We start from the raw sequence: 26,906 nt of genomic DNA, 5'->3' as shown, positions 1-26,906 counted from the left end.
TAAAAACTCATGACATGATGACAAAAGATGGTTTGAACGCAAGCATTATTCGGCGTAACTCTGGGTTTAACAGAACGCAACACTCAAAATTACCCAGGCCGCATACGAACTGAGAGCCGGCCGATAGATTAAAGGAATACGATCATGGTCGCGATCACCAAAGATGCCGGTGCTTTTGTCACCACCCGCCGTCACCACAACACCGTCAGTGTCATGGACCTGCCGCGTCAGTGGGCAAAACGTTATGTTCTGCGCCAAAAGCTTGCGACGATGGATAGCCATCTGCTGCGCGACATTGGCTGGGACGTTTACGAAGCGCACCAGGAATCAGTCAAACCGTTCTGGAAAGCCTAAGCTTTTCACTTGGTGTCAGGGCCATCAAATTGATCCGCCCTGTCACCGCCAATGCCCCTTAAGGGCACCCAAACCAAGAGTTTTCATTATGTTTCCCCGTCTGTTTTCCTTGCAAGGCCCGCTTTCTTTCCCCTTGCAAGTTCTTGAAGCGCTAACCAGCGTTTTCAACCTCCCAAAACACAGAACCGACACCCGTCCCAACTACTGACGGTTCTGCCTCCTGATTGCCGGTCATCGCCTTGATGACCGGCATTTTTTTGCCTGATATAATGCAGACGCACGCCGCACCAAATTAATTCGCGGGATGCAGATACATCAGGTTCGCGGCATTCAGCACCGCAAACATCACGGCAAACTGGGCATCAAATTCATATTTTTCGGGTTTGGGATCAAACAGGTCATAAATCTCGCCGACCGTGCGCTTGCCATCAATCCGCGTCAGGATCGCCGGACTTGCCGGGGGTAAATTGCGTGTTACGGACAAACCGGTAAAAGTGATCTTGATATGGCCGGTTTTAGCAACTGATCGCGCCAATGACACCCCGTCCACCCGAACGAAGAATGGCACGGCATCACGATCGGGCATCGGCGGCTTAACCTTGTTCCCGGCCTTGGTCACATAAAAGGTATGTTTGGTAATATTGCCCGCCATTAATTCGGCAAGGGCAGCACGCTGGCGAAACGGCACATGCACCGCCTTTTCCAGCACATCATGGCGCGAACAATAGGTCGTCGGATCATAGCGCATCGGCTCGATAAATTGCAAAAGCCGCAAACCGGCCTTTTCAACAAAATCAAAAACCTCATCAACGCGATAGGCGCGGTCCTGCTGATGCAGCAACAAATCATAAAACCCGGCATCGCCGCCATGAACATGATCGCCAACAAACGGATTGCGCCGCAACCAATTGGTGCCCGGCAGCGCATCATACAGCGCCTTGCCAAGTGCCAGCCGCTTTGACCCGCCCGCCTCGGCCGACAGGCGCTCCATCATTTCCTGCATATGGTAAACGCCGGTCCGGCCCAGCTCACCGTAAACCATCAACCCCATACCGCCCTTGGGCTTTAAGGCATCGGCCAAGGCCTTTAACCCGGCATCCGGGTCTGGCAGGTGATGCAGCACCCCACAGCAATCAATATAATCAAACGGGCCATATTCCCCGGCCAGATCAACAAATGATCCAGTGACAAAACTGACATTCTTTTCAAGGCCGCGCCGTTTGATCCGTGCCTCGGCAATCTCGCGTGACGCCGTGGACAGATCGATATAAACGATCTCGGCCTTGACCTTGCGATCGCGCGCCTGCTGCGCCAGCATAACCAACCCGTCGCCGGTGCCACCACCTGCGACCAATATCCTGATCTTTTTGTTTTTCGCCGATGGATCACGCCCGCCAAAGACGAAATGAACCACCTCGTCCCAATTCCCCGGCGATCCAACGACAAGGCGCTTGTCCTCGTCCTTCGCATCACGCGCCGGATAGGGAAAGCTTTCATATTGGGCCCGCGTCTTGTCGGACGTTTCGGGATCGTCTGCTTTATCGATCTTCTCAGACATCAACGGGCATTCCAATGGGTCAACAGATACAGGGACAAAAAGGACGTTCGCCGCAACATCCTATAAAATTTCAAGCACTTGATTAATAGAAGAATTGCCCAACCGCAAAATCAATCACACAACAATCACCAACACGCCTCAAACCGCCCCGGATAAATCCCCCGAACAAGGCACCAAACAAACCCTGCCCGGCAATCCCCCACACCATGCCCCGCCCCCGGTTTAAGCCCGGAACACCCCGCCAACCAAGACAAATGCATGCCCCAAACCAAGCAACACCAATCTCAACCAATCCCCCATCAACTGCCCAACACTTCGCATTCCCCCCTCGACACATACCACCGCATCCATGTGCCCCCACAAACTGCGCTCCCAAGCTAAAAATGCTGCCCTAGCCCCCCATTTACCCGGCATCGTTAAACAGAAACTAACGCCAGCCACCCGCACCAAGCGCCACGCCAAGCACAAGACACAAATCCCAACCACCCGCTGCCCGACGCACGGCATCACGCGGCACTTGGCCTGCTGCCTACGGGCACTAAATGATGACACCTCAACCGATCGCAGCGCAAAGACAGCACATCTGCTGCCGCACACCGATTTGGGCTCAGAACGCCTCGTCCCCCAAGCTCACCGCATACCTCGAACCCACACACCCCAAGCCCGCATAATGCCAATCCGAACCATTTACCCCCAGCGCACGGCATCTTGCGCGGCGAACCCCATCTATTACCCGGCCCCCGCCATCTGCACCAATGCCGCCAACCCAACAAAAATACTCCCCAAAGCAGGAGCTCAGATACAGAGTGCTGCATGTTGAGGCGGGAACGGGAACGGGAACGGGGCGTTAATCGCTGAATATGAACGCCAAATGCCCGATGCATCTCACACCGGGCATTCCGGCGCATAGCCGCTAGCGGCTATGCGCCGCAGCGGATAACCAGCTTGCCGGTCGCCGTCCGGTCGCGGATGGCGCTCAGGGCCTCCATCGCATCGGCAAGTTCATATGTCGCAGAAATCATCGGTGATATTGCGCCTGATGACAGCAGGTCCAAAAGCTCTGTCATGCCCGCACGGGCGATTTCCGGGTTTTGTTCCAGATAGGCCCCGAAATAGAACCCAAGTGCGGCAACATTCTTGACCAGCAAGATATTGGCCGGGATTTGCGGCACGGAACCACTGGCAAAACCAATCAGCAATATTCGCGCACCGGGCGCCACACAACGTAAACTTTGATCAAACACATCACCGCCAACCGGGTCATAAACCACATCGGCCCCCGTTCGCCCGATCCCGGCACAGATTTCCTTTACCCGGTCGCGAATACTTTGCGTTTTGTAATCGATAACAAAATCCGCGCCATGTGATTGTGCGATGGCGCATTTTTCGGTCCCTCCGGCGGTGGCAATCACCGTTGCGCCCAGAAATTTGGCACATTCAACCGCCGTCAGGCCAACACCCCCGGCCGCCCCATGCACCAAAACAACTTCTCCCGGCTGCACATTGGCGCGATATTTCAATCCAAACCATGAGGTACCATAGGCAATTTGGAATGCAGCCGCCGCATTGAAATCAACCACATCCGGAAGTCGGGTTACAAGCGCGGCATCCACCGCAATCTTTTCGCCGTATCCGCCCCAATCAGGAAGCGCCATCACCCGGTCGCCAACCGCAAAACCGGCAACATCGCCGCCAATCGCACGGATTGTGCCGGAAATTTCAAATCCGGGGGCAAACGGGCCGGTCGGGCGTTTTTGGTATTTGCCCTGCAAAATCAGGGTATCGGCGAAATTCACCCCGCAGGCCGCAATATCGATCACCACCTGACCGGATGCGGCGATAGGATCGTCGCAATCGATCAGCACCGGCTCTTCACCGAATGCCTTGCATATCCATGATTTCACGGCGGTCTTCCTGTCCTGCGTCTTGGCCTGCCCGGCGGGTCGCGTGTTTAACGCTGTTCACCAGAATGCCTGATCCTGCCCGATCACACGCATTGCAGCACAAAAACCGTGCCGATTGCAAACCGATCCGTTATGGCAGAACAAAAAGAAAATCACGTCATCGCGTCTTGGGCTCAGGACCTAAAAGAACTTCTGGCGCTTGCGCTTGCGCGTTACCAAAAGCAACAAGATGCCCGGCACCAACAAAACAACAAACGCCGGTGCCAGCAATGCCGGGACAAAACCATTATCCCAAAGCCAGACCGAGACATAACGCTGAATGAGGGCCTGCAACAGGTTCAGGCTTCCGGCATCAAGACGATACCAAAGCTCACCCGCGGCAACAAATCGGAACGAACCGATTTGAAGCGCCGAAATGCCGTCACCGACCAACACAGCAAGACTGGCGAACAGCAATATCCACCCCAGCCCTCTGAAAAGCCACATACCCTTCTCCGAATTCCCATTAGAACTTTTTTATGTTCATTATATCTGCGGCCACCGTAACGTCTTTGACCCGCAAACGTAAAGGTTTCTGCGAATCTTTGCGCATTTTTGGTTCATATCTGGCGCCACGGCCTAAAACCTTAGGTCCCATAGATCAACAATAGGTAAACATTGGGCAATCCACCACAACTCTGACTGTCAAACGATTGAAACAATGTTGCTTGTTCGGCGCGCCAACCTTCTGAAAAACAAACATGAAAAACGGCCGGATTTTACCTTGTCATCGGGCATCGGGTCGGCTAATGTCCGCCCGCTTTCGCGATATACAAGATCGCATGTGGAGAGGTGGCCGAGTGGTTTAAGGCGCACGCCTGGAAAGCGTGTTGGGGTGTAAGCCCCTCAGGGGTTCGAATCCCCTCCTCTCTGCCACTCTATGGCCTTTGGACTTCAAGTGGCCATTCCAAAAAGCGCAAAAAATAAGATACCTCCATAATCATTTGCGCTGGGAAACTGCTTCCCTAATGTGGCAGATCTCTTTTCATCATGATGTTTGCACCACCAGATCACGTAACAATCTGGACCATCAATTTAAGCCCATAGGCGATAAAATCGCTGGTGCCTTGATGATTTTCACCACCCAGATCTGACTAAGCCGCAAAATTGACGAGGCCACTTTGCACAGGGCCATCCCTTCCAAGAAAAATCAACTTTAAGATTAACAGCACACTCACGCCACCCTCAAGTATATACCCCCTACCCTTAAACGACACCACACACACCATTTGAAGTAATTGTCACCCGGTAAAGTATTGTTATTCTAATTCATAATATTCAAACAAAAGTTCCTAGAATTCCGCTCTGAATAGCAGCATGTAACAGCCTTTTTGGCTGCGCTGAATTTATCAGGCTGCCATTCCGACTGGAAAATACAATCGCAATGGCAAGGACACACTTCCATGCATCATTTAAAAACCATGCAAACCGCCGATTGTCAAAAATTCGGCATGGGGCTTATCGACTATCTCGAAAATACTTTTGAGGTTGACCTGAAAAGCATTCTATTCGCCGAAAACAGCAACATCGAGACGATCCGGTCCAATGCGACCAAAACGCTCACCGAAGCTGTTCGCAAATACCACACAGCACGGGGCAATTCAGACTGGCTATCCACCGAAACGGCCTCGAACAATCCCGGTGCATTCGAGGTTACCAGCAACTGGTTCATGACCGAAGACAACGCGCTTGATTATGCAGACCTTGAAGGTGACGAAATCATCAAGCAAATGCAGTATATCAGCAGCAATATGAGCAAAATGCTCGAATCAAAAGACTATGGCCTGGCAAGTTTCTATATGTTTGCATCGGGTTTTCTTGCCACCACGACTGGCGGTGCCATAGCCTTTATTGGCTCTGTTCTGGCAGGTATGACGGAAGCAGAAGCAATTGCAGCCGGACTTTCCACTCTAAAAGGCGGCGCAATCGGCACCATCGTCATCCTGGTCATCAGTATGATTATCTTTTTTGTCTTTTTGCGACCGGCCAAAGCTTTGGGCTTTGTGGTAAACAATACCGACAAAAACCTGATTGTAGATGATTTCAAAAGCTCATCAGGCGATCTTTTCATGAATACGGGAAAGATGGAATCGTTCATGCAGGACAAGGAAGACCCCAGCAGAGTCAAATCCCCCTGGATTCAAATTCATGGCAAAATGCCGTGGCTTATCGATGGTAAATTGCGGACTGGCGTCTTTGCCGGCTTTTACTTTGCCGAAAAACGTGACTGGGCGCTTTATGGAACAGACGGCGCGATGATTTTCTCCTCTACTGACGGAAACCTGAAATTCGCACACGAATTCGCCGTTCCATATTCTGCATCAAATGGCACAAACATAAAACTCCTTGAAAACGACTATTCCGGTAACGCTAAAAAAGTTTTTTCCGATCTGCGTCAAAACCAGAAAAAACGTGTTGTGGTTTCCACGGATGATTATGAACTCACGTCGAGCATAAACGACACAAGCGGACAGGAATGCGGAATTATAGCAACCATCCATCAAAAATGATTCAGGCAGAGAGCGGATTATAACTCTCTTCCTCAACAATGATGGGATCAGATCGCAGGCTGTGTTGCCCACATCGTAGCACACAGCCTGCCATTTATTCCTGCCAACCAAACCGAACACGGAGACACCATGAGACTCTTTCCAGCTCTGGATAAACTGTCACCCTTGGAATTTGCGCAACAACTGAATAATTCGATCAAGGAAAACCTTGACGTTGATATCGCCGGAATTTTCGCATCGGAAACGGATTCCGCCCAAGAAAAAGCGGTTACACGACTACGTGATGCCGCATTAAAACGAAAAAACCTGACCGATGCGAACTTCTATAAAGCCGACATCCCCGGTGATTTTACACACGTCTCCAATTTTCTGATGACGCAACAAAATGCAGACGACTACGCAACCTTGCGCGGGCATGAAATAAAGCGGCAAATGCAATATGTCGGCAGTTGCCTAACGAAAATGCTCGAAGCCCAGTCATTTGATGAAGCCAGCTACTATCTATACGCTTCCGGCTTTCTTGCCATCGGAAACACAAGCGCACTTGTCTACATCACTGAACGTCAATCAAGCAAATCTCAGTTTGCTGCTATTTCCAGTGGCTTGCGATGGGCACCGAAATCAGCATTCACCACTGCAGCCAAAGTGATCATTTATATCATTAGGGGATATCTGACACTCATCAATGATGCATCCATGTTTGGCATGGTTCTGAACAACACGGATAACGACCTATTGGCTGGCAAGAACGATCAGAAGCTGGACATCTTTGTCAACACAGGCAAAATGACCCTGTTCATGTTTGACCAAAATGATGCAGGCAATCCCGTCGCTATTAACGGGCGCAAAATCTGGACCACCGAAAACAAGAAAGAATCAGCTGTCTTTGCCGGGTTTTATCTCTCTGAAAAACGTGAAGGCGGGCTATATGGCACCGATGGGGCGATGATCTTTAGCAATCACAACCAAACCCGGCGCATCGCCGTGGAATATGCGGTTCCCTATTCTGGTAAAAATGGCTGCTATATTGCGGCTGCAACCGACAAGAATCTTGCAACTGCAAAGCTTGCTTTCGAAACCCTGCGCCCCCAGCAGGTAGGCTCGATGACCAATCCTCCCCTAAGCTGCGCCATCAGCACCCCGGATACCGAATACGCCTTTCTGATTGCATCCATCGGCGAAACGGATAATTCGAAAATATAAACAATGCCGGTCGCATTGCGATAAACCGGCATTGCCATAACACGCCCCCGGCAAGACCAGAATGCAGATATCAATGCGGATCAGAACCGCTTGATCAGGCCGATACGAATATTATGTGATTGAAAATCGGCATCATGGGTAAACACATCAGTCCGGGGAGCTGGTGCAGAAAGCAAATGGCTGCCATCAACAATATCCGGGTAATAGGTGAAAACGTAATCACCGCGCAATGACCAACCATCGCCGATCTGATGACTTACCCCAATGGTTGATGAAACGCCAAACGCGGTTTTTTCGTCACTAAAGGACGCCGCAGCAGAGGCACCCGTGCTATCCAAGAAGCTAAACTTGTACTTAAACCGGCTGACTGTCGGCCCCGCCGCCACATGAACCATGGTATCGCCAAAGCTATAACCAATCTTTGGCCGGATACTAAACGCAAACTTGCTTTCGACCTTTGTGCTGACGCCGAAGGAAATCGTTGAATCACTTGGATAAATGATGGCACCGCTATTTTCCGTTTCGGAATAATTCATTCCGGTCAGGTCGGCTTCAATACCGTAAACCAGATTGCCGTCCTGCACATCATATCCCAAAAGGCCGGAACCACTCAGCGCAGTACCCTCAATATCTTCCTGAAACGTACTGTTCAGTTTATCGATATTAGCCGTGTCAAAATACGACCCGTCACTAACCGTCGTATCCGGGCTGGATGTGCCATAAACGCCGCCAATGGCAAATCCGCCATAAAACCCCTGCCATTTCTGGCTGGTCGCCGCATCACCGGCATAGGCCGCAGTCCCCGAAATCATCCCGCCGACCATCCCGGCAACGACTAAAACTCTGCGCATGATCATCCGCCCCTCAAACATATCAGTATAACCTGTACAAACGATATAGCGGCAACCTTGACGTGGAATCAAGCAGGTAAATCCAACCAAACCAAAACGCCCGGCAAAACCGGGACGCTTGATCGAGGTTAAAACACCACACTCGGCAACCAGTTTGCCAATGACGGCCACAGCCAGATCACGAAAATACCCACCAGTTGAAGCGCGATGAACGGCACCACACCGGCATAAATATGCCCGGTTGTGATTTCCGGCGGGGCAGCACTGCGCAGGTAAAACAGCGAAAAGCCAAACGGCGGCGTTAAGAATGATGTTTGAAGGTTGATCGCAATCAGGATCGCCAACCAAACCGGGTCATGCCCCATCATAATCAGGCCCGGCGCAATCAGCGGCAGCAAAATCACGGTGATCTCTACGAAATCAAGGAAGAAACCCAGAACGAAAATAAGTGCCATACAAAACAACAGCGCACCCATCGGCCCGCCCGGCATGGATTCCAAAATTTCCGCCACATGGTCCTCGCCGCCCAACCCGATAAACACCAGCGAAAACATGCTGGCCGTCAGGATAGTGGCAAAAATCATTGCACTGACCGTCATCGTCGATGTCAGCGCGGATTTAAGCACATCGGCTTTCCATGCCTGTTTTAAACAGGCCCCTATGGCAAGGACACCGGCTATCGCCAACACGACATAGCCCGCCCCCAGAACATAATCAAACCCGGTCAGATCACTGCGCTGGAACCGCACCGGGGCAACCCCGGCCATAATCGCCAGCACCAGCAAAGCAGCCGTTCCCGCCAGCACAAGGTTCCGATTGGCCCCCTGACGCACCCCCGCCATCAGGATTGCGCCAATTGCGCCAACCGATGCCGCCTCGGTCGGGGTGGCAACCCCGCCAAGGATCGCACCCAAAACCGCAATGATTAGCAAAACCGGCGGCAAAACCGCCCGGAAAACCTCGCCCATCCCCGGACGGCCATCGTCGTTTTGGGCTGGGGGCATGTCATCTGGTCGGAAATAACCCCGGATCAGGATATAAAGAATATAGATCGCCACCAACGTCAGACCCGGTATCAACGCACCGGCAAAAATCTGTCCGACCGAAATGGTTTCAATCGTGAATTTGCCCTGTTCATACTGCGCCTGCTGATAGGCCGATGACATCACATCCGACAAGATGATCAAAAGCGTCGAAGGCGGGATAATCTGGCCCAGCGTCCCCGCCGTACACACAAGCCCCGATGCCAATTTCGGACTGTATCCCGTGCGCAACATGGTCGGCAGGGCAATCATCCCCATGGCAATCACGGTTGCACCGACAATCCCGGTCGATGCCGCCAATAATGCGCCAACCAAAACCACCGAAATGCCAAGCCCGCCGCGCAATTGGCCAAACAACCGGCCCATGGTATGCAATAAATCCTCGGCGATGCGCGATCGTTCAAGGACCACACCCATCAGAACAAATAGCGGAATCGCAATCAGGACGTCATTTGTCAGCGTCCCAAATACCCGCTGGCCAAACGCGCCCAGCAACCCGATATTCATCATATCGGTCGCCCAGCCGATATAAGCGAAAATTACCGCCACCCCGGCGATGGAAAACGACACCGGGAACCCCAAAAGAATGCAGCCCATCAGGGCGACAAACATCAAAAGATCAAGATATTCCATCAGCTTGCCTGACCTCGCAACGTGATGATTTGCCGAAGCAGACAGGCAACCGACTGAATAATCAAAAGAATACAAAACGCCGGGATCAATGATTTAAGCAACCAGACCGCCGGAATACCGCCAACCGAAATCGCCCCTTCCATCATGGCAACTGAATTCACCACCGACGGCCAGGACCAATATAGCAACGCCGCCATCGACGGAATCGCCAGCACGACATAGCCAAAGGCATCAATTCGCGCCTTGGTCGTATCGCGTGCAGCGGCATAGAAAATATCCACCCGCACATGCCGATCAACCAAAAGCGTATAGCCCGCACCAAGCATGAAAAGCCCAGCATGCAGGTAAAGCACGCTTTCATTCAGCGCAATTAAGCTGAACCCGAAAACATAGCGCAGCAAAACCACGGCGAACTGCAAAAGAACCATGGCAAGCGCAAACCAGCGCACCGTCATTCCGGTCCAATGATTGATCCGGTCAAGCCCATCAGCAAGGCGCCCCATCTCATCCCCCAAAACGAACAAACCGGCGCAAAGGATAATCCCTTGCGCCGGTTTTCATTTTTATCAGAAGCCAAGAACCTTGGCGCGTGCATTCATCTGACCATTATCGGCATAGGTCATGTAACCGCCAATAAGATCACGATACGCCACAAAGCTTTCGGTGATTTTACGGGTCAGCGCATCGTCGCTTTCACGCAATTCGCCAATCACTTCGGCTGCGGCTTCGCCCATGGCGGTAATCACTTCTTCTGGCAACATACGGACTTGAACGTCCTGTTCTGCCACCAGTTTCTGCAATGCCATCGCATGCTTGGTCTCGTACTCGGTCCAGACCTCGTTATAAAGACTGTCACAGGCAAATTTGACCACGGCCTTCAAATCATCCGGAAGGTCGTTATAAGCCTTGGCATTCACCGCACATTCCTCGGCCGAAGACGGTTCGCCAACACCCGGCCAGTAATAGTTTTTGGCAACCTGATAGAAACCAAGCGCACTATCAGACCAAGGACCGATAAATTCACCGGCATCAAGCGCACCTGACTGCAAAGCCTGGAACATGTCACGCCCGCCCATGGCCTGCACTGCCATACCAAGTTTGGAACACATTTCCGATGCCAAACCGGTGGTGCGGAATTTAAGCCCCTTCAAATCATCAACCGATTTGATTTCATTGCGGAACCACCCCGCCCACTGCGGGCCAGAGTTCCCGCAAAGGAACGGTTTCAGGCCAAACTGACCATACATTTCGTCATAAAGGTCCTGACCGCCACCATGCGCCAGCCAACCGGCCTGTTCATCGGCACGCAGGCCAAAGGGCTGCGACCCGAACAAAAGAATCCCCTTGGATTTCGATCCCCAATAGGCGGGAACCGCATGATAAATCTCGGCTGTACCTTCGGCAACCGCGTCAAAAACGCCGTTCCCCGGTACCAATTCACCGGCCGCATGAAGCTTAACCTCGATCCGACCGCCCGAAAGGGTGGTGATACGATCGGCAAGCTTCTGTGCCGCAACCCCCGGCCCAGGAAGGTTTTTCGGCCATGCGGTCACCATATTCCACTGGCGCTTGTCCTGTGCAATGGCAGGGGTTGCAAATGTTGCTGCCGCTGCTACGGCCCCCATACCGGCCACACCGGTTGTCAAAAACTGACGTCTTTTCATGCTATAAAGCCTCCTTGATGAAACCCTGAAAAGGTTTGAAATAGGGGCATTTGCCCCCGTTTTTATTGCCTCGGATTGACCTGCTTCCCGATCTCAGGAACCAAGAATCCCCGGCAGGTTAAGCCCGTGTTCCTTTGCGCAATCGATTGCGATGTCGTATCCGGCATCGGCATGGCGCATCACACCGGTTGCCGGATCATTCCAAAGCACGCGCCCGATCCGGCGGGCAGCATCGTCGCTACCGTCACAACAGATCACCATGCCGGAATGCTGCGAAAAGCCCATTCCGACCCCGCCACCATGATGCAACGAGACCCAGGTCGCCCCCGATGCCGTATTGAGCAGCGCATTCAAAAGCGGCCAGTCACTAACCGCGTCCGAGCCATCTTTCATGGCTTCGGTTTCACGGTTCGGGCTTGCCACCGAACCGCTATCAAGATGGTCGCGGCCAATCACCACCGGGGCTTTCAGCTCGCCATTTTTGACCATTTCATTAAACGCCAGCCCCAAACGATGGCGCTGCCCCAACCCGACCCAGCAAATCCGCGCCGGCAATCCCTGAAACGCGATGCGATCCCGCGCCATATCAAGCCAGTTATGCAGATGCGCATCATCGGGGATAAGTTCTTTAACCTTCTGATCGGTCTTGTAAATATCTTCGGGATCCCCCGAAAGAGCCGCCCAGCGGAACGGGCCGATCCCCTTGCAAAACAGCGGCCGGATATAAGCCGGAACAAACCCCGGAAACGCGAATGCATTTTCCAAACCCTCTTCCAATGCCATCTGACGGATATTATTGCCGTAATCAACCGTCGGAATACCTGCATCATGGAAGGCCACCATGGCCTCGACCTGAACCCGCATCGATGCCCGGGCGGCTTTTTCAACCGCTTTGGGATCAGATTCCTGCTTTGCACGCCATTCGGCCACGGTCCAGTTTTGTGGCAAATAACCATGTACCGGGTCATGGGCCGATGTCTGATCGGTCACAATATCCGGGCGGACACCGCGTTTGACCAGTTCGGGGAACACATCGGCCGCATTGCCAATCAGGGCCACCGATTTGGCTTCGCCCGCCTTGGTCCAGCGGTCAATCATCGCCAAGACTTCGTCAAGCGAATGGGTTTTTTCATCAACATAACGGGTCCGAAGGCGGAAATCGGCGCGCGTTTCATCACATTCCACCGCCAAACAACACGCCCCGGCCATCACGGCGGCCAAGGGCTGCGCCCCGCCCATGCCGCCAAGGCCTGCGGTCAAAATCCATTTGCCGGTCAGACTGCCGTTATAATGCTGGCGTCCGGCCTCGACAAAGGTTTCATAGGTGCCCTGAACGATACCCTGCGACCCGATATAAATCCACGATCCCGCCGTCATCTGGCCATACATCGCCAGACCTTTTTTATCGAGCTCGTTAAAATGGTCCCAATTGGCCCAATGCGGCACAAGGTTGGAATTGGCAATCAAAACACGCGGCGCATCCTTATGGGTTTGAAACACCCCGACCGGCTTGCCCGACTGCACCAGCAACGTCTGATCATCTTCCAGCTCTTTCAGGCTGGCAACAATCAGATCAAAATCTTTCCAGGTCCGGGCCGCCCGGCCAATACCGCCATAAACCACCAATTCATGCGGGTTTTCGGCGACATCAGGATGAAGATTATTCATCAACATGCGCATCGGCGCTTCAGTCAGCCAGCTTTTGGCGGTGATTTCCGTCCCCGTCGCCGGGTAAACATCGCGCTGATTATGACGTGGGTTGTTGCTCTGATTGCTCATGATGTGCCTCTTAGCGTCGGGGCCAGTTCGGCCAATTTTTCAAGAATAGAAGTCAAATGCAGGCGCAATTTCGCGGAACGTGCCGCGTCATATGTCCAAGGTGCGGCCTCGGCCGACAAATACGCCGACTGGGCCAGTTCCATCTGAATCGCATGTTGATTAATCTCCGGGCGGCCATAATGGCGCGTGGTCCAGCCCCCCTTGAAACGACCATTCAGGATGGATGAATAACCATCGGCCGCCTCGCAAACCGCGCGCGTTGCCGCCTCGATCACCGGATCGCATGTCGTGCCCATATTAGTACCGATGTTGAAATCCGGCAGCACCCCGTCAAACAGGAACGGAATATGTGATCGGATCGAATGGCAATCATACAGGATCGCCACTCCGTGCTTGGCACGCACCCGATCAAGTTCTGCCGCCAGTGCCGCGTGATAAGGCGCATGGAAGTTATCAGCGCGAAACGCGATATCATCGGCATCCGGTGCCTGATCCCAGATATTTTTACCGTCGAAATCGGTCAGCGGCACCAATGTTGTCGTATTCTCACCGGGATACAAACTAACCCCCGCCGGATCACGGTTGGCATCGATCACATACCGATGAAACGTTGCGCGCACCGTGGTGACATTATCCAAAAGCCCATCATAAAGCGTATGGATATGCCAATCGGTATCGGCCAATTCCCGCCCGCGATCATTGAGTTTCGCGGCAATGTCATCGGGCACATGGGTGCCGGTATGGGGCAGGCCCAAAACAATCGGCCCATCACCATGCTTGATATCAACCGGATCAATCACGCTCATACCGCCCCGCCAACGACAAAGCCCGAAAGTTTCGCTGCCGCAACAAGGCTGCCGTTGGTAACAAGCTCGGCAGCTTTGGCCAGATCCGGCGCCAGATAACGATCCTGTTCGACAGTTGCGATATCCTTGCGCAGCATCACCATCACATCCTGCAACCCGGCACTGGTGTTAAGCGGGCGTCTAAATTCAACACCCTGCGCGCCACAAATCAGCTCGACCCCCAGAATATAGGAAAGATTGGCATTCATCCGCGCCAGTCGCCGCGCCCCATGGGCCGCCATCGATACATGATCTTCCTGATTGGCACTTGTTGGCGTGCTGTCGGTCGAACACGGATTGGCCAGATGCTTGTTCTCGCTCATCAAGGCCGCTGTTGTGACCTCGGCAATCATCAGGCCGGAATTAAGCCCCGGATCAGGGGTCAGGAACGGTGGCAAATCATGGGATAATGTTGGATCGACCATCAAGGCCACCCGGCGTTGCGCAATCGCCCCGATTTCGGCCACCGCCAACGCGATTTGATCGGCGGCAAAGGCCACCGGCTCGGCATGGAAATTCCCACCCGAAACAATCCGGCCGTCTTCCTTAAGCACCAGCGGATTATCGGTCACTGCATTGGCCTCGATTTCCAATGTCTGCCCGGCAAAGCGCAACAAATCCATTGCCGCCCCGGTGACTTGCGGCTGACAGCGGATGCAATACGGGTCTTGAACCCGCGTATCGCCTTCACGGTGGCTTTCGCGGATTTCCGATCCCTCCATCAAATCACGCATCGCGCGCGCCACATTGATCTGGCCCGGATGACCGCGAAGGGTATGGATTTCATCAACCAATGGTGCGGTTGATCCCATGATCGCATCGGTCGATAACGACGCGGTAACAATCGAACTTGCCGCGTTGCGCCATGCTGAAAACAGCCCGACCAGCGCACAGGCGGTTGAAAACTGCGTTCCGTTAATCAGGGCCAGGCCCTCTTTCGGACCCAGCACCACCGGCTTTAAGTTCGCCTTGGCCAAGGCATCCGCGCCCGACATGGTTTCACCACGATAGACCGCCTCGCCCGCGCCAATCATCACAGCGGCCATATGCGCCAGCGGTGCCAAATCGCCCGATGCACCAACCGACCCTTGCGATGGCACCACCGGGGTGACGCCATATTCCAGCATGCCTTCGATCAGGTCGATAATATCCCAACGAACCCCGGATGCCCCGCGCCCCAGCGATAACAATTTCAACGCCATCATCAACCGCGTGGTCGCGATATCAAGCGTATCGCCCACGCCGCAACAATGGCTCAGGATCAGGTTGCGTTGCAGGGTTTCGGTATCTTCGGGCGCAATCTTGACCGATGCCAATTTGCCAAAACCTGTATTGACCCCGTAAACCGCCTCTCCGCCATCGGCGGCGGCGCGCACCATGGCATGTGCCGCTTCAACCCCGGCCTTGGCCGACGGATCAAGCTTTACCGCCGCTTGGCTGCGCCAGATATGTTCAAGATCGGCCAGTTTTGCCGATGCCGGGATCAGGGTGACGGTCATGGGGCATCCTTATCGAATACAGAAAGTTGTGGGGCGCATAGCAGGGCTTTGGCGCGCCTATTGCGCGACCGAAACACCGCCAAAAATACGTTCAGATAACGGGTTAAAGCCAATGCGATAGGAAAGCTCGGCCGGGTGCTGTGCGTTCCAGATTACCAGATCGGCGCGCATTCCGGCCTTGATCTGCCCGGTATCGGCAAGACCCAGCGCACGGGCGGCGTTTGCCGTCGCGCCGACCAGCGCCTCCTCCGGTGTCAGGCGAAACAGCGTGCAGGCCATATTCATCGTCAACAGCATTGACGTCATCGGCGATGTGCCCGGATTGCAATCGGTCGCCACGGCCATCGGCACGCCATGTTTGCGAAACGCTTCAATCGGCGGCAATTGCGTTTCATGCAGGGTATAAAATGCACCGGGCAACAGAACCGCAACCGATCCGGATTTTGCCATCGCACGCGCGTCATCTTCATTGGCATATTCAACGTGATCGACCGACAGCGCACCATAACTGGCGGCAAGTTTGGTGCCGCCGATATTTGAAAGCTGCTCTGCATGCAGTTTGACCGGAATGTCTAATTCATGGGCCACATCAAACACCCGGCCAATCTGGGCGGTGTCAAAGGCAATGCCTTCGCAAAAACCATCCACCGCATCAACCAACCCTTCGGCATGCGCCGCACGCAATGTCGGGATGCAAACTTCGTCAATATAACGGTCCGGCGCGCCTTTATATTCTGCCGGTGTGGCATGGGCGCCCAAAAACGTCGTCTTGATCCGCACCGCACGATATTTCTCAATCGCCCGTGCGGCCCGCAACATATTCAATTCGGTCTCGCGGTCCAGCCCGTAACCGGACTTGACCTCGATCACGCAAACGCCTTCGGCCAACAAGGCATCCACTCGCGGCAAGGCACTTGCCAGCAATACCTCAACACTGGCGTCACGCGTCGCCGTAACCGTCGACACAATGCCGCCCCCCGCACGGGCGATTTCTTCGTAGCCCGCCCCGTTAAGGCGCATCTCAAACTCAACCGCACGGTTGCCACCATGCACAACATGGGTATGGCAATCGATCAATGCCGGGGTGATCAACCGACCTTCAAGGTCGCGATAGGGGAATTTTTCAGGGTCTTTATATTCTTCGGGGATCGCATCAGCATCACCGACCCAGACGATGTTTCCGCCCTTGATCGCGATCGCACCGTCATTCCTCATACAATAAGAAAAACGGGCCTCGCCGCTTGCGTGATCGATGGTTGCGATTTTCGCATTTCCCAGCAACATGACGCTGCATCACCTCTTGATAAGTCTGTTATTAAATATAATATGTACGTACATAATAACACTGTCAAGACAGGGATAGGCAATGACGGTTCTGTGGGCACATCAGGCACTTACCACCAAAGGCTGGGAAAAAAACGTCCGGGTCGAGATTGATGAAACCGGCAGAATATCTAGGGTTCAGGCCGATTCCCCGGCCAACGGCACCCAAATCGGTACGCTTTTGCCCGCAATTGCCAATTTACACAGCCACGCCTTCCAACGTTCGATGGCTGGATTGACCGAAAAACGCGGCCCCGACCCGCGCGATACGTTCTGGACATGGCGGCAATTGATGTTCCGTTTTCTGGATCAACTGACCCCGGATCACGTGCAAGCCATTGCTTCCTTTGTACAAATGGAAATGCTCGAAGCCGGTTACGCCAATAATACCGAGTTCCATTACCTGCATCACCAACCCGGCGGCGCGCCCTATGACAACATCGCCGAAATGGCCGAACGCATTGCAGCGGCCGCCGAAATCACCGGCATCGGCCTGTCGCTTTTACCCGTCCACTATCAATTTGGCGGCTGTGACAAACGCCCGCTCGGCCCTGGTCAAATCCGGTTTGGCAACGACCCGGAACGCTTTGCCATATTGTATGAGGAAAGCAAAAAAGCGTTGAAATCCCTGCCATCTGACACACAAATGGGGGTCGCGCCGCATTCGCTCCGCGCCGTTGGCCGCGAGGATTTGATCGCCACCACCCGCCTGTCCAAAGACGGTCCGATCCATATGCATCTGGCAGAACAAGTTGCCGAGGTCGAGGAAGTCAGCGCATCATGGGGCAAACGCCCGGTCGAATGGCTGCTGGAAAATGCCGATATTGATGAAAACTGGTGCCTGATCCATTGCACGCAGATGGATGAACATGAAACCGTCAATCTTGCCAAAACCGGCGCTGTTGCGGGGCTTTGCCCAATCACCGAAAGTAGCCTTGGCGATGGAATCTTTGATGGCGTACGCTATCTTGGCGCGGGCGGCACCATTGGTATTGGATCGGATTCCAACATCCGGATTTCCCTTTCCGAAGAACTCCGCACCCTGGATTACAGCCAGCGCCTGCGCGATAAATCCCGTGCGGCTTTGGCAACACCCGAACAATCCACCGGACGCCGCTTGTTCGAAGCCGCGGCCAAAGGCGGCGCCCAAGCCGCAGGCCGCAATTCCGGCCGGATCGAGGTCGGGGCACTGGCTGATCTTATGGCGCTTGATGGCACAGCAGTTGACCTGATCGGCCGGACAGGCGATACGATCCTTGATACCTATATCTTTGCTGGCGATGATCGCATGGTGCGTGATGTCTGGTCGGCCGGTCGCCATGTTGTGACCGAAGGCCGCCATATCGCCCATGACGCTATTGCCGGCCGGTATCGCAAGGTGATGGAACAACTTAAGGCATCGGCGTGAGCACCACGACCCCAACAACGACCTCAACTGCGGGCTCAAAAGCAGTTTCAACCACGGCCTCGGTCCCACTGACGGCCAAAACCAGGGCTGCGGCCCCATCCGCCGCAACCACGCAAACAAACTGGCAAAGCGTGCGCGACGAGGTCCTGCGCCGCATTCATACCCGCGAATGGAAACCGGGCGACCAGATCCCCAAAGAGGTCGAACTGGCCGAAGAGCTTGGCTGCGCACGTGCGACGGTAAACCGGGCGCTGCGCGAGCTTGCCGCCGAAGGATTTCTGGATCGCCGCCGCAAGGCCGGAACCCGGGTTGCCACCCATCCAGTCCGCCGGGCCAAGCTTGATATTCCGGTAATACGGCTTGAGATCGAGGGACGCGGCCAGAAATATGCCTATGGCCTGCTCTATAGCGAACGCCGCACACCCCCGCCGGAAATTTGCACCAATCTTGGCGTCACGCCCGATAATGATATGCTTCATATCACGTCGCTGCATCTGGCTGATGGCAAACCCTATATGTTTGAAGAGCGCTGGGTCTCGGTCGCGGCCACCCCGCAAATCGCCGATGCGGATTTATCGAAAATCAGCGCCAATGAATGGCTGGTCCTACATGCGCCTTATACCAAGGGTGACATCTCATTTTCGGCCGTGCTGGCATCGGATACCGAAGCCAGAATTTTGCGCACCCATAAGGATGCCCCGCTTTTCCTGATCGAACGCACGACTTGGGAAGGTGAAAACGGCATCACATCCGCCCGGCTTTTATTTGCGCCGGGGTATCGAATGCATTCGGCGATCTGAACCAGCCGCCCCAAACATGCCTTCGATAATCCCCCGTCTGAACCATCGGAATAATCAACTCGACCAAATAACAGCAACTTAGAACGAGCCAATATTCTATTTTAACCTGAAAAATAGTAACGTAGTATATACCCATGTACCTGATGACTGCTTGAATAAAACGCGCAACAGCAATCAGCCGTAGAAACACCCAAGCAGGAAGGCATATCCAAATATGTTCTTTTTCTCAGAATTCCTGCGCATCACCGGCCATACGATATTCCGTTTGCAGGCTCAGATTGATCGCATTGCATAAGCCGCGCTCGTAAGACTGCAAGCGTTACATTTACGATCTCGTTTTTTCATGATCGCCGATCTGTCCTATAGCAGAGATTATGTCGGCGAAGCAGGATGGTATATTGCCTTCCTAATAATGATCACAAATGGAATTGCGTGGTCTATTCTATTTGGAAAGATTATCAACGATCTCCGAGAATTAAAAACATTTAAAGATAATGTAGGCGCCTCTCGCAGAGGCCAGAACCCATAACTTACATTTTCAAAGTACTCACAGCGATTATTTTTATTTGATACTTTTCAATATACCAGCATCTGGTTCAGTATAAATTATACTTTTTATTGCGTTCTGGACCTTCTATTTTTGTCGAGTCATTAACCGGGCTGGCAAAATGCAATAAAGATGAAACAGGGAAAGAAAAAAAGGGGACTGTGCAAAACCGCTGATACTTTTGAGATTGAAAAATAAATCTGTCCCCTTTTTATGTCCCCTTTTTAACTGTATGTCCCCTTTTTAACTGTATTTTTCAGAGAGATGAAGCAATTGAGGGATACGGGATATTGTCTTGAAGATGACTATATGCTGCAGCCGAGTTAGGGGAACGTGGATGGAAAAGATTGAGAACGTACGAAATATTGCAAGCAACTTTAAGTTTAGAAAGGGAGATTATCTAGATGCAGAAAGGCAGCTTTTTCAGTTTGCAAAGTGCTATGCTGAACTCAAGCCGGAAGAAGCAGACATTCTAAGAAGTGAGTTTGATGCAAAAGATCGACTAGGATGGTTTCGTATTGCTTCAACTCTGTTTTCCAAAGAATTTCCAGATGCTGATTTTTCGCGTAAAGATCGACTCTGTATGATTTTTTTTTCCATGTACAGTTTTGATAACCTAGATTTTGGATATGATGGTCTCATGGATACAATTTATATTTCACATCAAATGAAGTGTAATTTGTGTCTTGCTCGAAAACACTGGGATCAATTCAGCAGGCTCACCGGTAGCAACGCAGCAAGGAGAAACATCGAAAGCAAGATATTTTTCAACTAGAGACACTCAACAAAGAGACGATTCACAAATATACAAAAATGGGAGTGCTAAAAAAAACTCCTCAACAAGATTTTAACGACATATTCATTAACCGCTATGGAGCAGAGGGTGCTAAAAAAATAAATGGTGAGCGCATATCAGATAACACAACTATTTACCTGAAGTGAAATCATTAGAAAAAGGTAAATGAAATAAAATATTGAAGGGTTAAAATCCAGGAATGTTAACAGCTTCCCAACAATAGAGAGATCACTTAGATCACTTAGATCACTTAATAGCTATGGACCTAGATCATACGCAATACTTACAAAAGACAACGGTGACTTTATTCAAGTGGCAGGCGGAGGCGTCACATGCATTGTTGAGATGAAAACAAAAAATACAGAAATATTAAGATCATATTTATATAAAAAGAAAGTTCCATTTGAAGGATATCAAATAATTTCTTGTGGAGCTGGAGAAATAAACACGAAACCAGAAGAAATATTATTCATTGATGATGCTATAAAAATATTTAAAAACTTCTTTAATAATCACAAAATGTCAAATGAAGTAAAATGGAAATAGAAATCAATATTAGAAAACATGGTATGGCCACGCCTTACTTCATTAAAATTATAATGGAATAAATGCGAAAAAAAATCAAAAAAAAGACAGACCAACTTTTCGATTATTTGAAAAAGGTAAACTAAAATGGAAACTTCACTAAAAGAAATACAATTATTGGTTTTTCATCTGGGGGATAAGATCGACGCCCCTTACGCTTCGACTATAATATTTGCCTCATCACCACAAAATGGAAGATCTCACTTAGAGATCAAAGGTGACGAATTTCACTATATTTGTGAAGAGAGAGGTTTAATTATATATGACAATAAAACAAATAATATAGATGAATTACTATATTGGATATTTCAAAACATTTCATTCGAAATGGCACTTGACTATGAATTCAAAAATAGAAAAAAAGGACAAGATTCGCGTAAGATATTGTTCTCAAATCAATTAGAAATATTGCAAAAGATATCAGAAAAATGGAAATTCAAAAGACAGGAGGAAATAAATGGTATATTAAAATTTAATCCATTCAAATGAATATTTAGAAATAAAAGGGGGACAGATTTATTTTCTAATGCGGGCGGAAATTTACGCCCCTCCTCTCATTACCCATCCCATCATATGCCGCCACCACCGGAAATTCCGGACCGTCTGTTGTTGAATGGCTTTCATACAGACAGAACCGATCAACGGTAAACGCCCTGCTTGTCAGGTCGAGGCGATCGGCAATGGTTTGTTCGACGGTGGCGCGAGCGGCGTTGCGATTACGGCCCAATGTGATATGCGGGGTGAAGTAGCGCATGTCCATGTTTGGGCATTCTTCCATTGCCAGTAATGAATCTTCCACCCGATGCGCAAGTGCGTGTAATTCGGGTTGCTTTGCGACACCGACCCAGAGAATGCAGGTTTTACGCGCTGAGGCGAAGACGCCCAGACCAGCAACTTAGAAAAAGCAGTAAAAAGGGGACTGTCCCCTTTGTTGTTTACTGAAATTCCATATTGAGGCTCCATAATGGTGGATAAGCCGTACTCTAAGTTTGGAAAAACTTACTATCCTAAACCTCAGGCATCACAGACGGCTGACAGTGAGATTAAAGGCGCTGCTTGGCGAGCATGGGTTGAGAATGGACAATGCTACTATGAATACGACGAGGGCCACTTCGCAATGAAACTTAAGACGGCGATAATATCGAAAGAAGACTTTCAGGGAAGGAAAAATTTCGGATATCGAACTAAACCGAAAATATGGCTAACCATCAATAAAAAAGGAGACTGTGCAAAACCGTTAAGACTTTTAAGATTTAAAAATAAATCTACCCCATTTTATCCTATTTAGATACAGAGTAAGTGTTATAGATACATTAATCTCTTAACTGTAAACTTATAAGTATTTAAAAGGGAGCAGCCCCACTTTTAAAACCAATTATAAATTAATTTTCGGTTCATATTCAATGATGCACATAAATTATAAAATACAGATGTTACCTATAAGAAAAGAAAGATACCGATTGATCTCAGACACTGAAGGTTGGTTGAGCATTGAAATTGATGATGTAAATATTTTCTTTTGCGATGGTGTATTATTAATTGAATTTGCAAGGGTTCTTGCCAATTGGATAAACAACTTAGGGGAAAGACAAGAAGATTTTGTATATAATTCAATGGACTTCGAAGATTCTCCTTTAATTATAATTCGAAAAAATAGCGAATATTTTTTAGAGAGCGCCATTACCGGAATAGAAAAGAAATACGAAATTTCATTGAATGAATTTATCGATTCAGCAAAGGTATTTTTGATAAAAATAAAAAATGAATTGATTCAATCAGGAATTGATTTTTCAAAATACGACAGTTTTGAACCAATAAATTTTTAAGAATCTTATTTCTCATTTTTTTCATTCGAGCTAAAAAAAATTGGCCAGAGTTTGGGGCCCTCACCAGTAATGCTACAGCGAGAAACAACCTAGAAAACAAGATTTTTACATGTGAATGCATCTAAGAACCTAAAGAAAAAAAGGGGACTGTCCCCCTTTTTGCGATTGATCCACAGGACAGGTGTTATATTTGCGAAATCCAAGGAAAAGCCCGCTGATCGGGTCGACATCCCGAACAAGGGATTTGACGCCGGAGTTCGCAAATATAACACCTGCCATTCCAATCAAATTAATGGGTCCTGACCCTAGCAACTGATCCTAATGTCTTTTGGGACAATTATAACAAGCCGTTCTTGGACACCGCGATTCAGCGGGGCGATAACATTGCTATCGCGACCAAACCATCAAGCAGTGTTCTCTATCGCCCAGATGGCGACCCTCTCTGGATTTGAAAGGGAACTTGAGTATTTATCTTCAAATGGATATGTATACAATCCAATATCATCCATGATGGTTAAATAAATGAATAGAAAATCATCCTTTTTAGAAAATATACCTGACCTATTACATTCAACCAGATGGTTAATAGATGATGGATACGAACCATCACTAGATGGGGAATGTTTTATCAACTTCAAAAAAGGAAAAATAAATATACAAATATACTATGGACATAACGCTGACCCTTCTGATGTTGGAATCATAATCGATACATCAGAGTCTCACCGTCATGAGAATGGATATCCAGTAACCTACAGTGTATTTGAAAGCATTTGCGCAAAGAAGAATGGCTTTATTAGAATTGACTATAATGATAAAATATCTCACATAAAAAGAGGATTAAATATACTTAAAGATAACCCTTCTTTATTTGAAATTGGAGAATTAGTAAAAATAAGAAATAAATACAATGAAATAATAAAAAACAAAATGCCATTGCACATAAGAAAATATCTGGAAAATTCTAAGCCTTCAAAAATACGATAAGACGAAGCAGAACCAGCAAAAAGGGGACAGTCCCCTTTTTGATTGCGACAAGACCAACCCCTGAAAATCTCTACAGAGATCGGAGTTTGATCTGGATTTGGACGTGAAATCGAATACCTTACTTCTCACGGTCATAGCTATGATCCCTCGACTCCACGCATGGTGAAATGAATGACTTCTCAATCCAATATTCAAGCAGATGTTTCAAAGATTTTGATCGATGCGAAATGGTTGATTGAAGCAGGTTTCGAGTATCGCCTTGAAAATGAATACACACTTCAATTCGCAAAAGATGAGATTGTGATTCGAGTGTATTACGGGCGATACTCGGACTCCACTGATGTACTAATTGAAATTGACGCTCCCAAGTCAGAACGCTACCTGAACGGAAATCCTACGCAATATAGTGTATTTGAAGGTCTCGCGGATGATCAAGGCGCGTATAATTTTTCAACCCTCGACGGTTACGACAAGGCAAAGGCCGGCTTGAACATTCTGCGTGAAGATAAAAATCTATTCGATATTAATTACTTGCGCAAAACTAGACTTAATTATCAAAAAAACGTTCGCAGTAAACTTCCTAAACAACTGCGTGACTTAATTTAAATACATAAACAATATTTATAGATACAACAATTACATGACATTATCCGCACTGAATTTTGCAAAAAAATCAGAAATAAAGGGGACTGTACCCTTTATTGCATTACTTCAATTATGAGGAAGCCATGATCCCAGAGTATGAAAATATACTAAGCAGCATCAAGCCTCCGCTAGCAGATGTAGGGTTTTGCTTGATCGATAATTCGGACTTTTTGGCCGAATTTGAAACGACAGATGGATGGAAAATAAAATTTGAAGGTGAGAGGTATTACCGACCACTTATCGAAATTAGTATTACGCCCCCGGAAGAAGACGACGGCTACTCTGTTCGCATACTGATGGAATGTTTTTGGGAAGTAAAAGGAGGTAAATCAACTCCACCCACAGCAGTCAATCAGGCAAATTTTATCAATGAACGCTTGAGAGGCTGGATATCAAAAAAAGAAAATTACGAAATATATTACAAAAAAAAGAACGAAGTTATTGGAGGATAGTAACTTATATCGCGACCGAAGAACACAGGAAAAATCAGTATAAAGGGGACTGCCAACTTTATTGAAAACAATTGGATAATTATTTAATGGAAAATAGACTTCCACTTGGATACTGGTTTAAAGAATCCAAATCAAACCTTCTTCGCATAGGTTTCCAGTATGGCGGCCATATGGGAGGTGAATGCGAAATTTTCCTTCCGAAAGATAAGTTAGATAAATTTTGCTCAGATTCAAATTGGAGAAGAGAAACAGTAAACAAATTTTCAAAAATAGTTTTCCTTTCAGACTTAGAACTAAATGTGAAAATATGTGAAGAAGAAAAAAATAAAAATGGCATAGTTCCAGATAACTGGGAATAAATTCATACAGAATTATCCGCATATAAAATTATACCCAACAAAAAAGGGGACAGGACGAATAAAAGGGGACAGATTTATTTTTTAATGCGGGTGGAAATTTTAAGCAGTAAAAAGGGGACTGTCCCCTTTATTAGTGGTAAATATCGGGAGGATTCATGCGGCAAATTAAAGAAAGCGAAAAGAGAATTATTGAAGCCTTATCTAAAGTAGCCAATATCAGCATCGATATTATAACAGGACAAAAAGTTTGGGAAATTAATCCTGAAATGGGTTCAATACGCTCTAAATCCTGTCGCAAAGAGCAACCTGTAAAAGCTATATCAACATGTGAGTACACAGATACAGACGGTACGCCTGTAGTTGTCACGCTTTTACTGACTGAGGATGGTTTCTTTGGAGAATTAGATTTCTGGAAAGTCACAGATGAGCCTATAATTGGCGACCATCCATCTATATCTTCACTGAAGAATTTTATCAAAATATAGAAAGAAAAAGGTGTTAGATTTCCTAAAAAAGTTCTTGATTTGTTCTTTTGGCTATGTCATAAGAGAAAAATCAACGGGAGAAATGCACCCGGACCGAAACCCGCAAGGCCTTGTGCCTCGCGGGTTTTTGCGTCTGAACGAAGAAAAGGGGACAGAAGGGACACAGGAAAAGAGGAAAAGGGGACAGATTTATTTATTAAGTGGGTTATGAAAGCGTCCGATATTGATGGACTAACACCACAGCAAATTGCAGATAAATTTGCGCTGCCGGAAGTTCCTACGGGAATAACCTCAGTCACTCCGCCAGCCGGAACTCGCATTCGTACCGGAGAGGTGAACCCGAATTTTGGAAGTTCTGGAGGCGGAACTCAATTCCAATTACTTGATCACGTGAATAATGGATGGGCCGATGTTACACCTCTCGAATGACCTAAAGAATGCGCTTATGAGCGCGAAACCCAAGGCTTCGGTTCCATTCAAAGGTAAGACACTTTGTTTATACCTTGGGGAAATGAGTAGGCAGCTACGAGAAAGCGGCTTGCTCAATATTATCTTATGGGACAGTGACCGCGCTTCTGGGCTTGGCGTGACAGAGTTGGAGAGCAGTCCTGTAACGGTGAAATTTCAGGAGCAAATGACGAAGCTAAATTCAAGTGAAATAGTCAGCCTGTCTCTAGATGATGGAAGAATATATCTTCAACATTGGGATGGCTTCAGAACCGAAATGGACATTCGCAACATGGACATTGTAAGTCAGAAATTTACTAAATAAATCAAGACGAAGAAAAGGGGACAGATTTATTTTTTAATG

The 26,906-nt window shown here is 49.4% G+C and carries 27 protein-coding genes and 1 tRNA gene; 16 read left to right on the top strand and 12 right to left on the bottom strand.

What is annotated here, in order from left to right:
• Positions 1–144 precede the first annotated feature (144 nt).
• Positions 145–354 (top strand): DUF1127 domain-containing protein, encoded by a 210-nt coding sequence (locus TALK_RS05220; RefSeq protein ID WP_085616631.1) that lies wholly within the window; start codon positions 145–147, stop codon positions 352–354.
• 292 nt (positions 355–646) lie between these two features.
• Here the strand turns inward: TALK_RS05220 and TALK_RS05215 are convergent, their stop codons facing one another.
• From TALK_RS05215 to TALK_RS05200, 3 genes are all read right to left on the bottom strand, one after another.
• Positions 647–1,912, bottom strand: coding sequence for a class I SAM-dependent methyltransferase (locus TALK_RS05215; RefSeq protein WP_085616629.1), 1,266 nt, complete (start codon positions 1,910–1,912; stop codon positions 647–649).
• 920 nt (positions 1,913–2,832) lie between these two features.
• Positions 2,833–3,816: an NADPH:quinone oxidoreductase family protein gene (locus TALK_RS05205; RefSeq protein ID WP_085616625.1), complete on the bottom strand. Its 984-nt coding sequence runs from the start codon at positions 3,814–3,816 to the stop codon at positions 2,833–2,835.
• A gap of 180 nt (positions 3,817–3,996) precedes the next feature.
• On the bottom strand, positions 3,997–4,302 hold the full coding sequence (locus TALK_RS05200) for a hypothetical protein (RefSeq protein ID WP_085616623.1): 306 nt from the start codon (positions 4,300–4,302) through the stop codon (positions 3,997–3,999).
• 339 nt (positions 4,303–4,641) lie between these two features.
• Here TALK_RS05200 and TALK_RS05195 point away from each other — a divergent pair.
• The 3 genes from TALK_RS05195 (at position 4,642) to TALK_RS05185 (ending at position 7,568) form a co-directional block, all read left to right on the top strand.
• A tRNA-Ser gene (locus TALK_RS05195) sits at positions 4,642–4,731 on the top strand.
• A gap of 527 nt (positions 4,732–5,258) precedes the next feature.
• The gene (locus TALK_RS05190) at positions 5,259–6,365 is read left to right on the top strand and encodes a hypothetical protein (RefSeq protein WP_085616621.1); all 1,107 of its coding nucleotides are present in this window, start codon (positions 5,259–5,261) and stop codon (positions 6,363–6,365) included.
• A 129-nt stretch (positions 6,366–6,494) separates the two neighbouring features.
• Positions 6,495–7,568 (top strand): hypothetical protein, encoded by a 1,074-nt coding sequence (locus TALK_RS05185; protein WP_085616619.1) that lies wholly within the window; start codon positions 6,495–6,497, stop codon positions 7,566–7,568.
• Between the two features lie 80 nt (positions 7,569–7,648).
• On the opposite strand, the gene TALK_RS05180 is transcribed toward TALK_RS05185, so the two are convergent.
• The 8 genes from TALK_RS05180 to hutI form a co-directional block, all read right to left on the bottom strand.
• The gene (locus tag TALK_RS05180) at positions 7,649–8,419 is read right to left on the bottom strand and encodes an outer membrane protein (protein WP_169714951.1); all 771 of its coding nucleotides are present in this window, start codon (positions 8,417–8,419) and stop codon (positions 7,649–7,651) included.
• A gap of 128 nt (positions 8,420–8,547) precedes the next feature.
• Complete coding sequence (locus TALK_RS05175) at positions 8,548–10,095, bottom strand: TRAP transporter large permease (RefSeq protein ID WP_085616616.1); 1,548 nt, start codon at positions 10,093–10,095, stop codon at positions 8,548–8,550.
• Positions 10,095–10,598 (bottom strand): TRAP transporter small permease subunit, encoded by a 504-nt coding sequence (locus tag TALK_RS05170; RefSeq protein WP_085616614.1) that lies wholly within the window; start codon positions 10,596–10,598, stop codon positions 10,095–10,097. Before TALK_RS05170 ends, TALK_RS05175 begins: the two co-directional genes overlap by 1 nt.
• A gap of 63 nt (positions 10,599–10,661) precedes the next feature.
• On the bottom strand, positions 10,662–11,759 hold the full coding sequence (locus tag TALK_RS05165) for a TRAP transporter substrate-binding protein (protein ID WP_085616612.1): 1,098 nt from the start codon (positions 11,757–11,759) through the stop codon (positions 10,662–10,664).
• A 93-nt stretch (positions 11,760–11,852) separates the two neighbouring features.
• A complete protein-coding gene (hutU, locus tag TALK_RS05160) occupies positions 11,853–13,538 on the bottom strand; it encodes a urocanate hydratase (protein WP_085616610.1) in 1,686 nt (561 codons plus the stop codon).
• Complete coding sequence (gene hutG / locus TALK_RS05155; RefSeq protein ID WP_085616608.1) at positions 13,535–14,344, bottom strand: N-formylglutamate deformylase; 810 nt, start codon at positions 14,342–14,344, stop codon at positions 13,535–13,537. The genes hutU and hutG overlap by 4 nt, the downstream gene beginning before the upstream one ends.
• Positions 14,341–15,882, bottom strand: coding sequence for a histidine ammonia-lyase (hutH, locus tag TALK_RS05150; RefSeq protein WP_085616606.1), 1,542 nt, complete (start codon positions 15,880–15,882; stop codon positions 14,341–14,343). Before hutH ends, hutG begins: the two co-directional genes overlap by 4 nt.
• 57 nt (positions 15,883–15,939) lie before the next feature.
• A complete protein-coding gene (gene hutI / locus TALK_RS05145; RefSeq protein ID WP_085616604.1) occupies positions 15,940–17,166 on the bottom strand; it encodes an imidazolonepropionase in 1,227 nt (408 codons plus the stop codon).
• An 82-nt stretch (positions 17,167–17,248) separates the two neighbouring features.
• Between hutI and TALK_RS05140 the strand changes: the two genes are divergently transcribed.
• The 5 genes from TALK_RS05140 (at position 17,249) to TALK_RS05125 (ending at position 21,830) form a co-directional block, all read left to right on the top strand.
• Complete coding sequence (locus tag TALK_RS05140) at positions 17,249–18,613, top strand: formimidoylglutamate deiminase (protein WP_085616602.1); 1,365 nt, start codon at positions 17,249–17,251, stop codon at positions 18,611–18,613.
• On the top strand, positions 18,610–19,413 hold the full coding sequence (locus tag TALK_RS05135) for a histidine utilization transcriptional repressor HutC (RefSeq protein WP_245829684.1): 804 nt from the start codon (positions 18,610–18,612) through the stop codon (positions 19,411–19,413). Before TALK_RS05140 ends, TALK_RS05135 begins: the two co-directional genes overlap by 4 nt.
• An 884-nt stretch (positions 19,414–20,297) precedes the next feature.
• Positions 20,298–20,735 (top strand): hypothetical protein, encoded by a 438-nt coding sequence (locus TALK_RS05130; RefSeq protein ID WP_085616600.1) that lies wholly within the window; start codon positions 20,298–20,300, stop codon positions 20,733–20,735.
• Positions 20,736–21,068: 333 nt separating this feature from the next.
• Entirely contained in the window at positions 21,069–21,302 is a 234-nt protein-coding gene (locus tag TALK_RS21995; protein WP_139833736.1) for a hypothetical protein, read from the top strand.
• Between the two features lie 126 nt (positions 21,303–21,428).
• Entirely contained in the window at positions 21,429–21,830 is a 402-nt protein-coding gene (locus TALK_RS05125; protein WP_085616598.1) for an Imm63 family immunity protein, read from the top strand.
• A gap of 34 nt (positions 21,831–21,864) precedes the next feature.
• Here TALK_RS05125 and thpR read toward each other — a convergent pair whose 3' ends face one another.
• Positions 21,865–22,227, bottom strand: a complete 363-nt coding sequence (gene thpR / locus TALK_RS05120) for an RNA 2',3'-cyclic phosphodiesterase (protein WP_085616595.1) — start codon at positions 22,225–22,227, stop codon at positions 21,865–21,867.
• A gap of 517 nt (positions 22,228–22,744) precedes the next feature.
• Between thpR and TALK_RS05110 the strand changes: the two genes are divergently transcribed.
• The 7 genes from TALK_RS05110 to TALK_RS05090 all read left to right on the top strand — a co-directional run bounded on the left by TALK_RS05110 (position 22,745) and on the right by TALK_RS05090 (position 26,867).
• Entirely contained in the window at positions 22,745–23,167 is a 423-nt protein-coding gene (locus TALK_RS05110) for a DUF7878 domain-containing protein (protein WP_085616591.1), read from the top strand.
• Positions 23,168–23,689: 522 nt separating this feature from the next.
• Positions 23,690–24,154: a hypothetical protein gene (locus tag TALK_RS21990; protein ID WP_139833734.1), complete on the top strand. Its 465-nt coding sequence runs from the start codon at positions 23,690–23,692 to the stop codon at positions 24,152–24,154.
• A 171-nt stretch (positions 24,155–24,325) separates the two neighbouring features.
• The gene (locus TALK_RS05105; RefSeq protein ID WP_085616589.1) at positions 24,326–24,760 is read left to right on the top strand and encodes a cyclin family protein; all 435 of its coding nucleotides are present in this window, start codon (positions 24,326–24,328) and stop codon (positions 24,758–24,760) included.
• A 122-nt stretch (positions 24,761–24,882) separates the two neighbouring features.
• Complete coding sequence (locus TALK_RS05100; protein ID WP_085616588.1) at positions 24,883–25,251, top strand: hypothetical protein; 369 nt, start codon at positions 24,883–24,885, stop codon at positions 25,249–25,251.
• 86 nt (positions 25,252–25,337) lie between these two features.
• Positions 25,338–25,610: a hypothetical protein gene (locus TALK_RS21985; RefSeq protein ID WP_139833733.1), complete on the top strand. Its 273-nt coding sequence runs from the start codon at positions 25,338–25,340 to the stop codon at positions 25,608–25,610.
• Between the two features lie 155 nt (positions 25,611–25,765).
• Positions 25,766–26,095 carry a DUF6984 family protein gene (locus TALK_RS05095; protein WP_085616586.1) on the top strand — a complete coding sequence of 110 codons (330 nt, stop codon included), beginning with the start codon at positions 25,766–25,768 and terminating at the stop codon, positions 26,093–26,095.
• Between the two features lie 445 nt (positions 26,096–26,540).
• Complete coding sequence (locus TALK_RS05090) at positions 26,541–26,867, top strand: hypothetical protein (RefSeq protein ID WP_139833732.1); 327 nt, start codon at positions 26,541–26,543, stop codon at positions 26,865–26,867.
• Positions 26,868–26,906: the final 39 nt, after the last annotated feature.

The organism is Thalassospira alkalitolerans (assembly GCF_002115745.1).
In the GTDB taxonomy this organism is placed as follows: domain Bacteria; phylum Pseudomonadota; class Alphaproteobacteria; order Rhodospirillales; family Thalassospiraceae; genus Thalassospira; species Thalassospira alkalitolerans.
The sequence above is the reverse complement of the archived record's forward strand: the minus strand, read 5'-3'. Positions and strand labels throughout refer to the sequence as shown.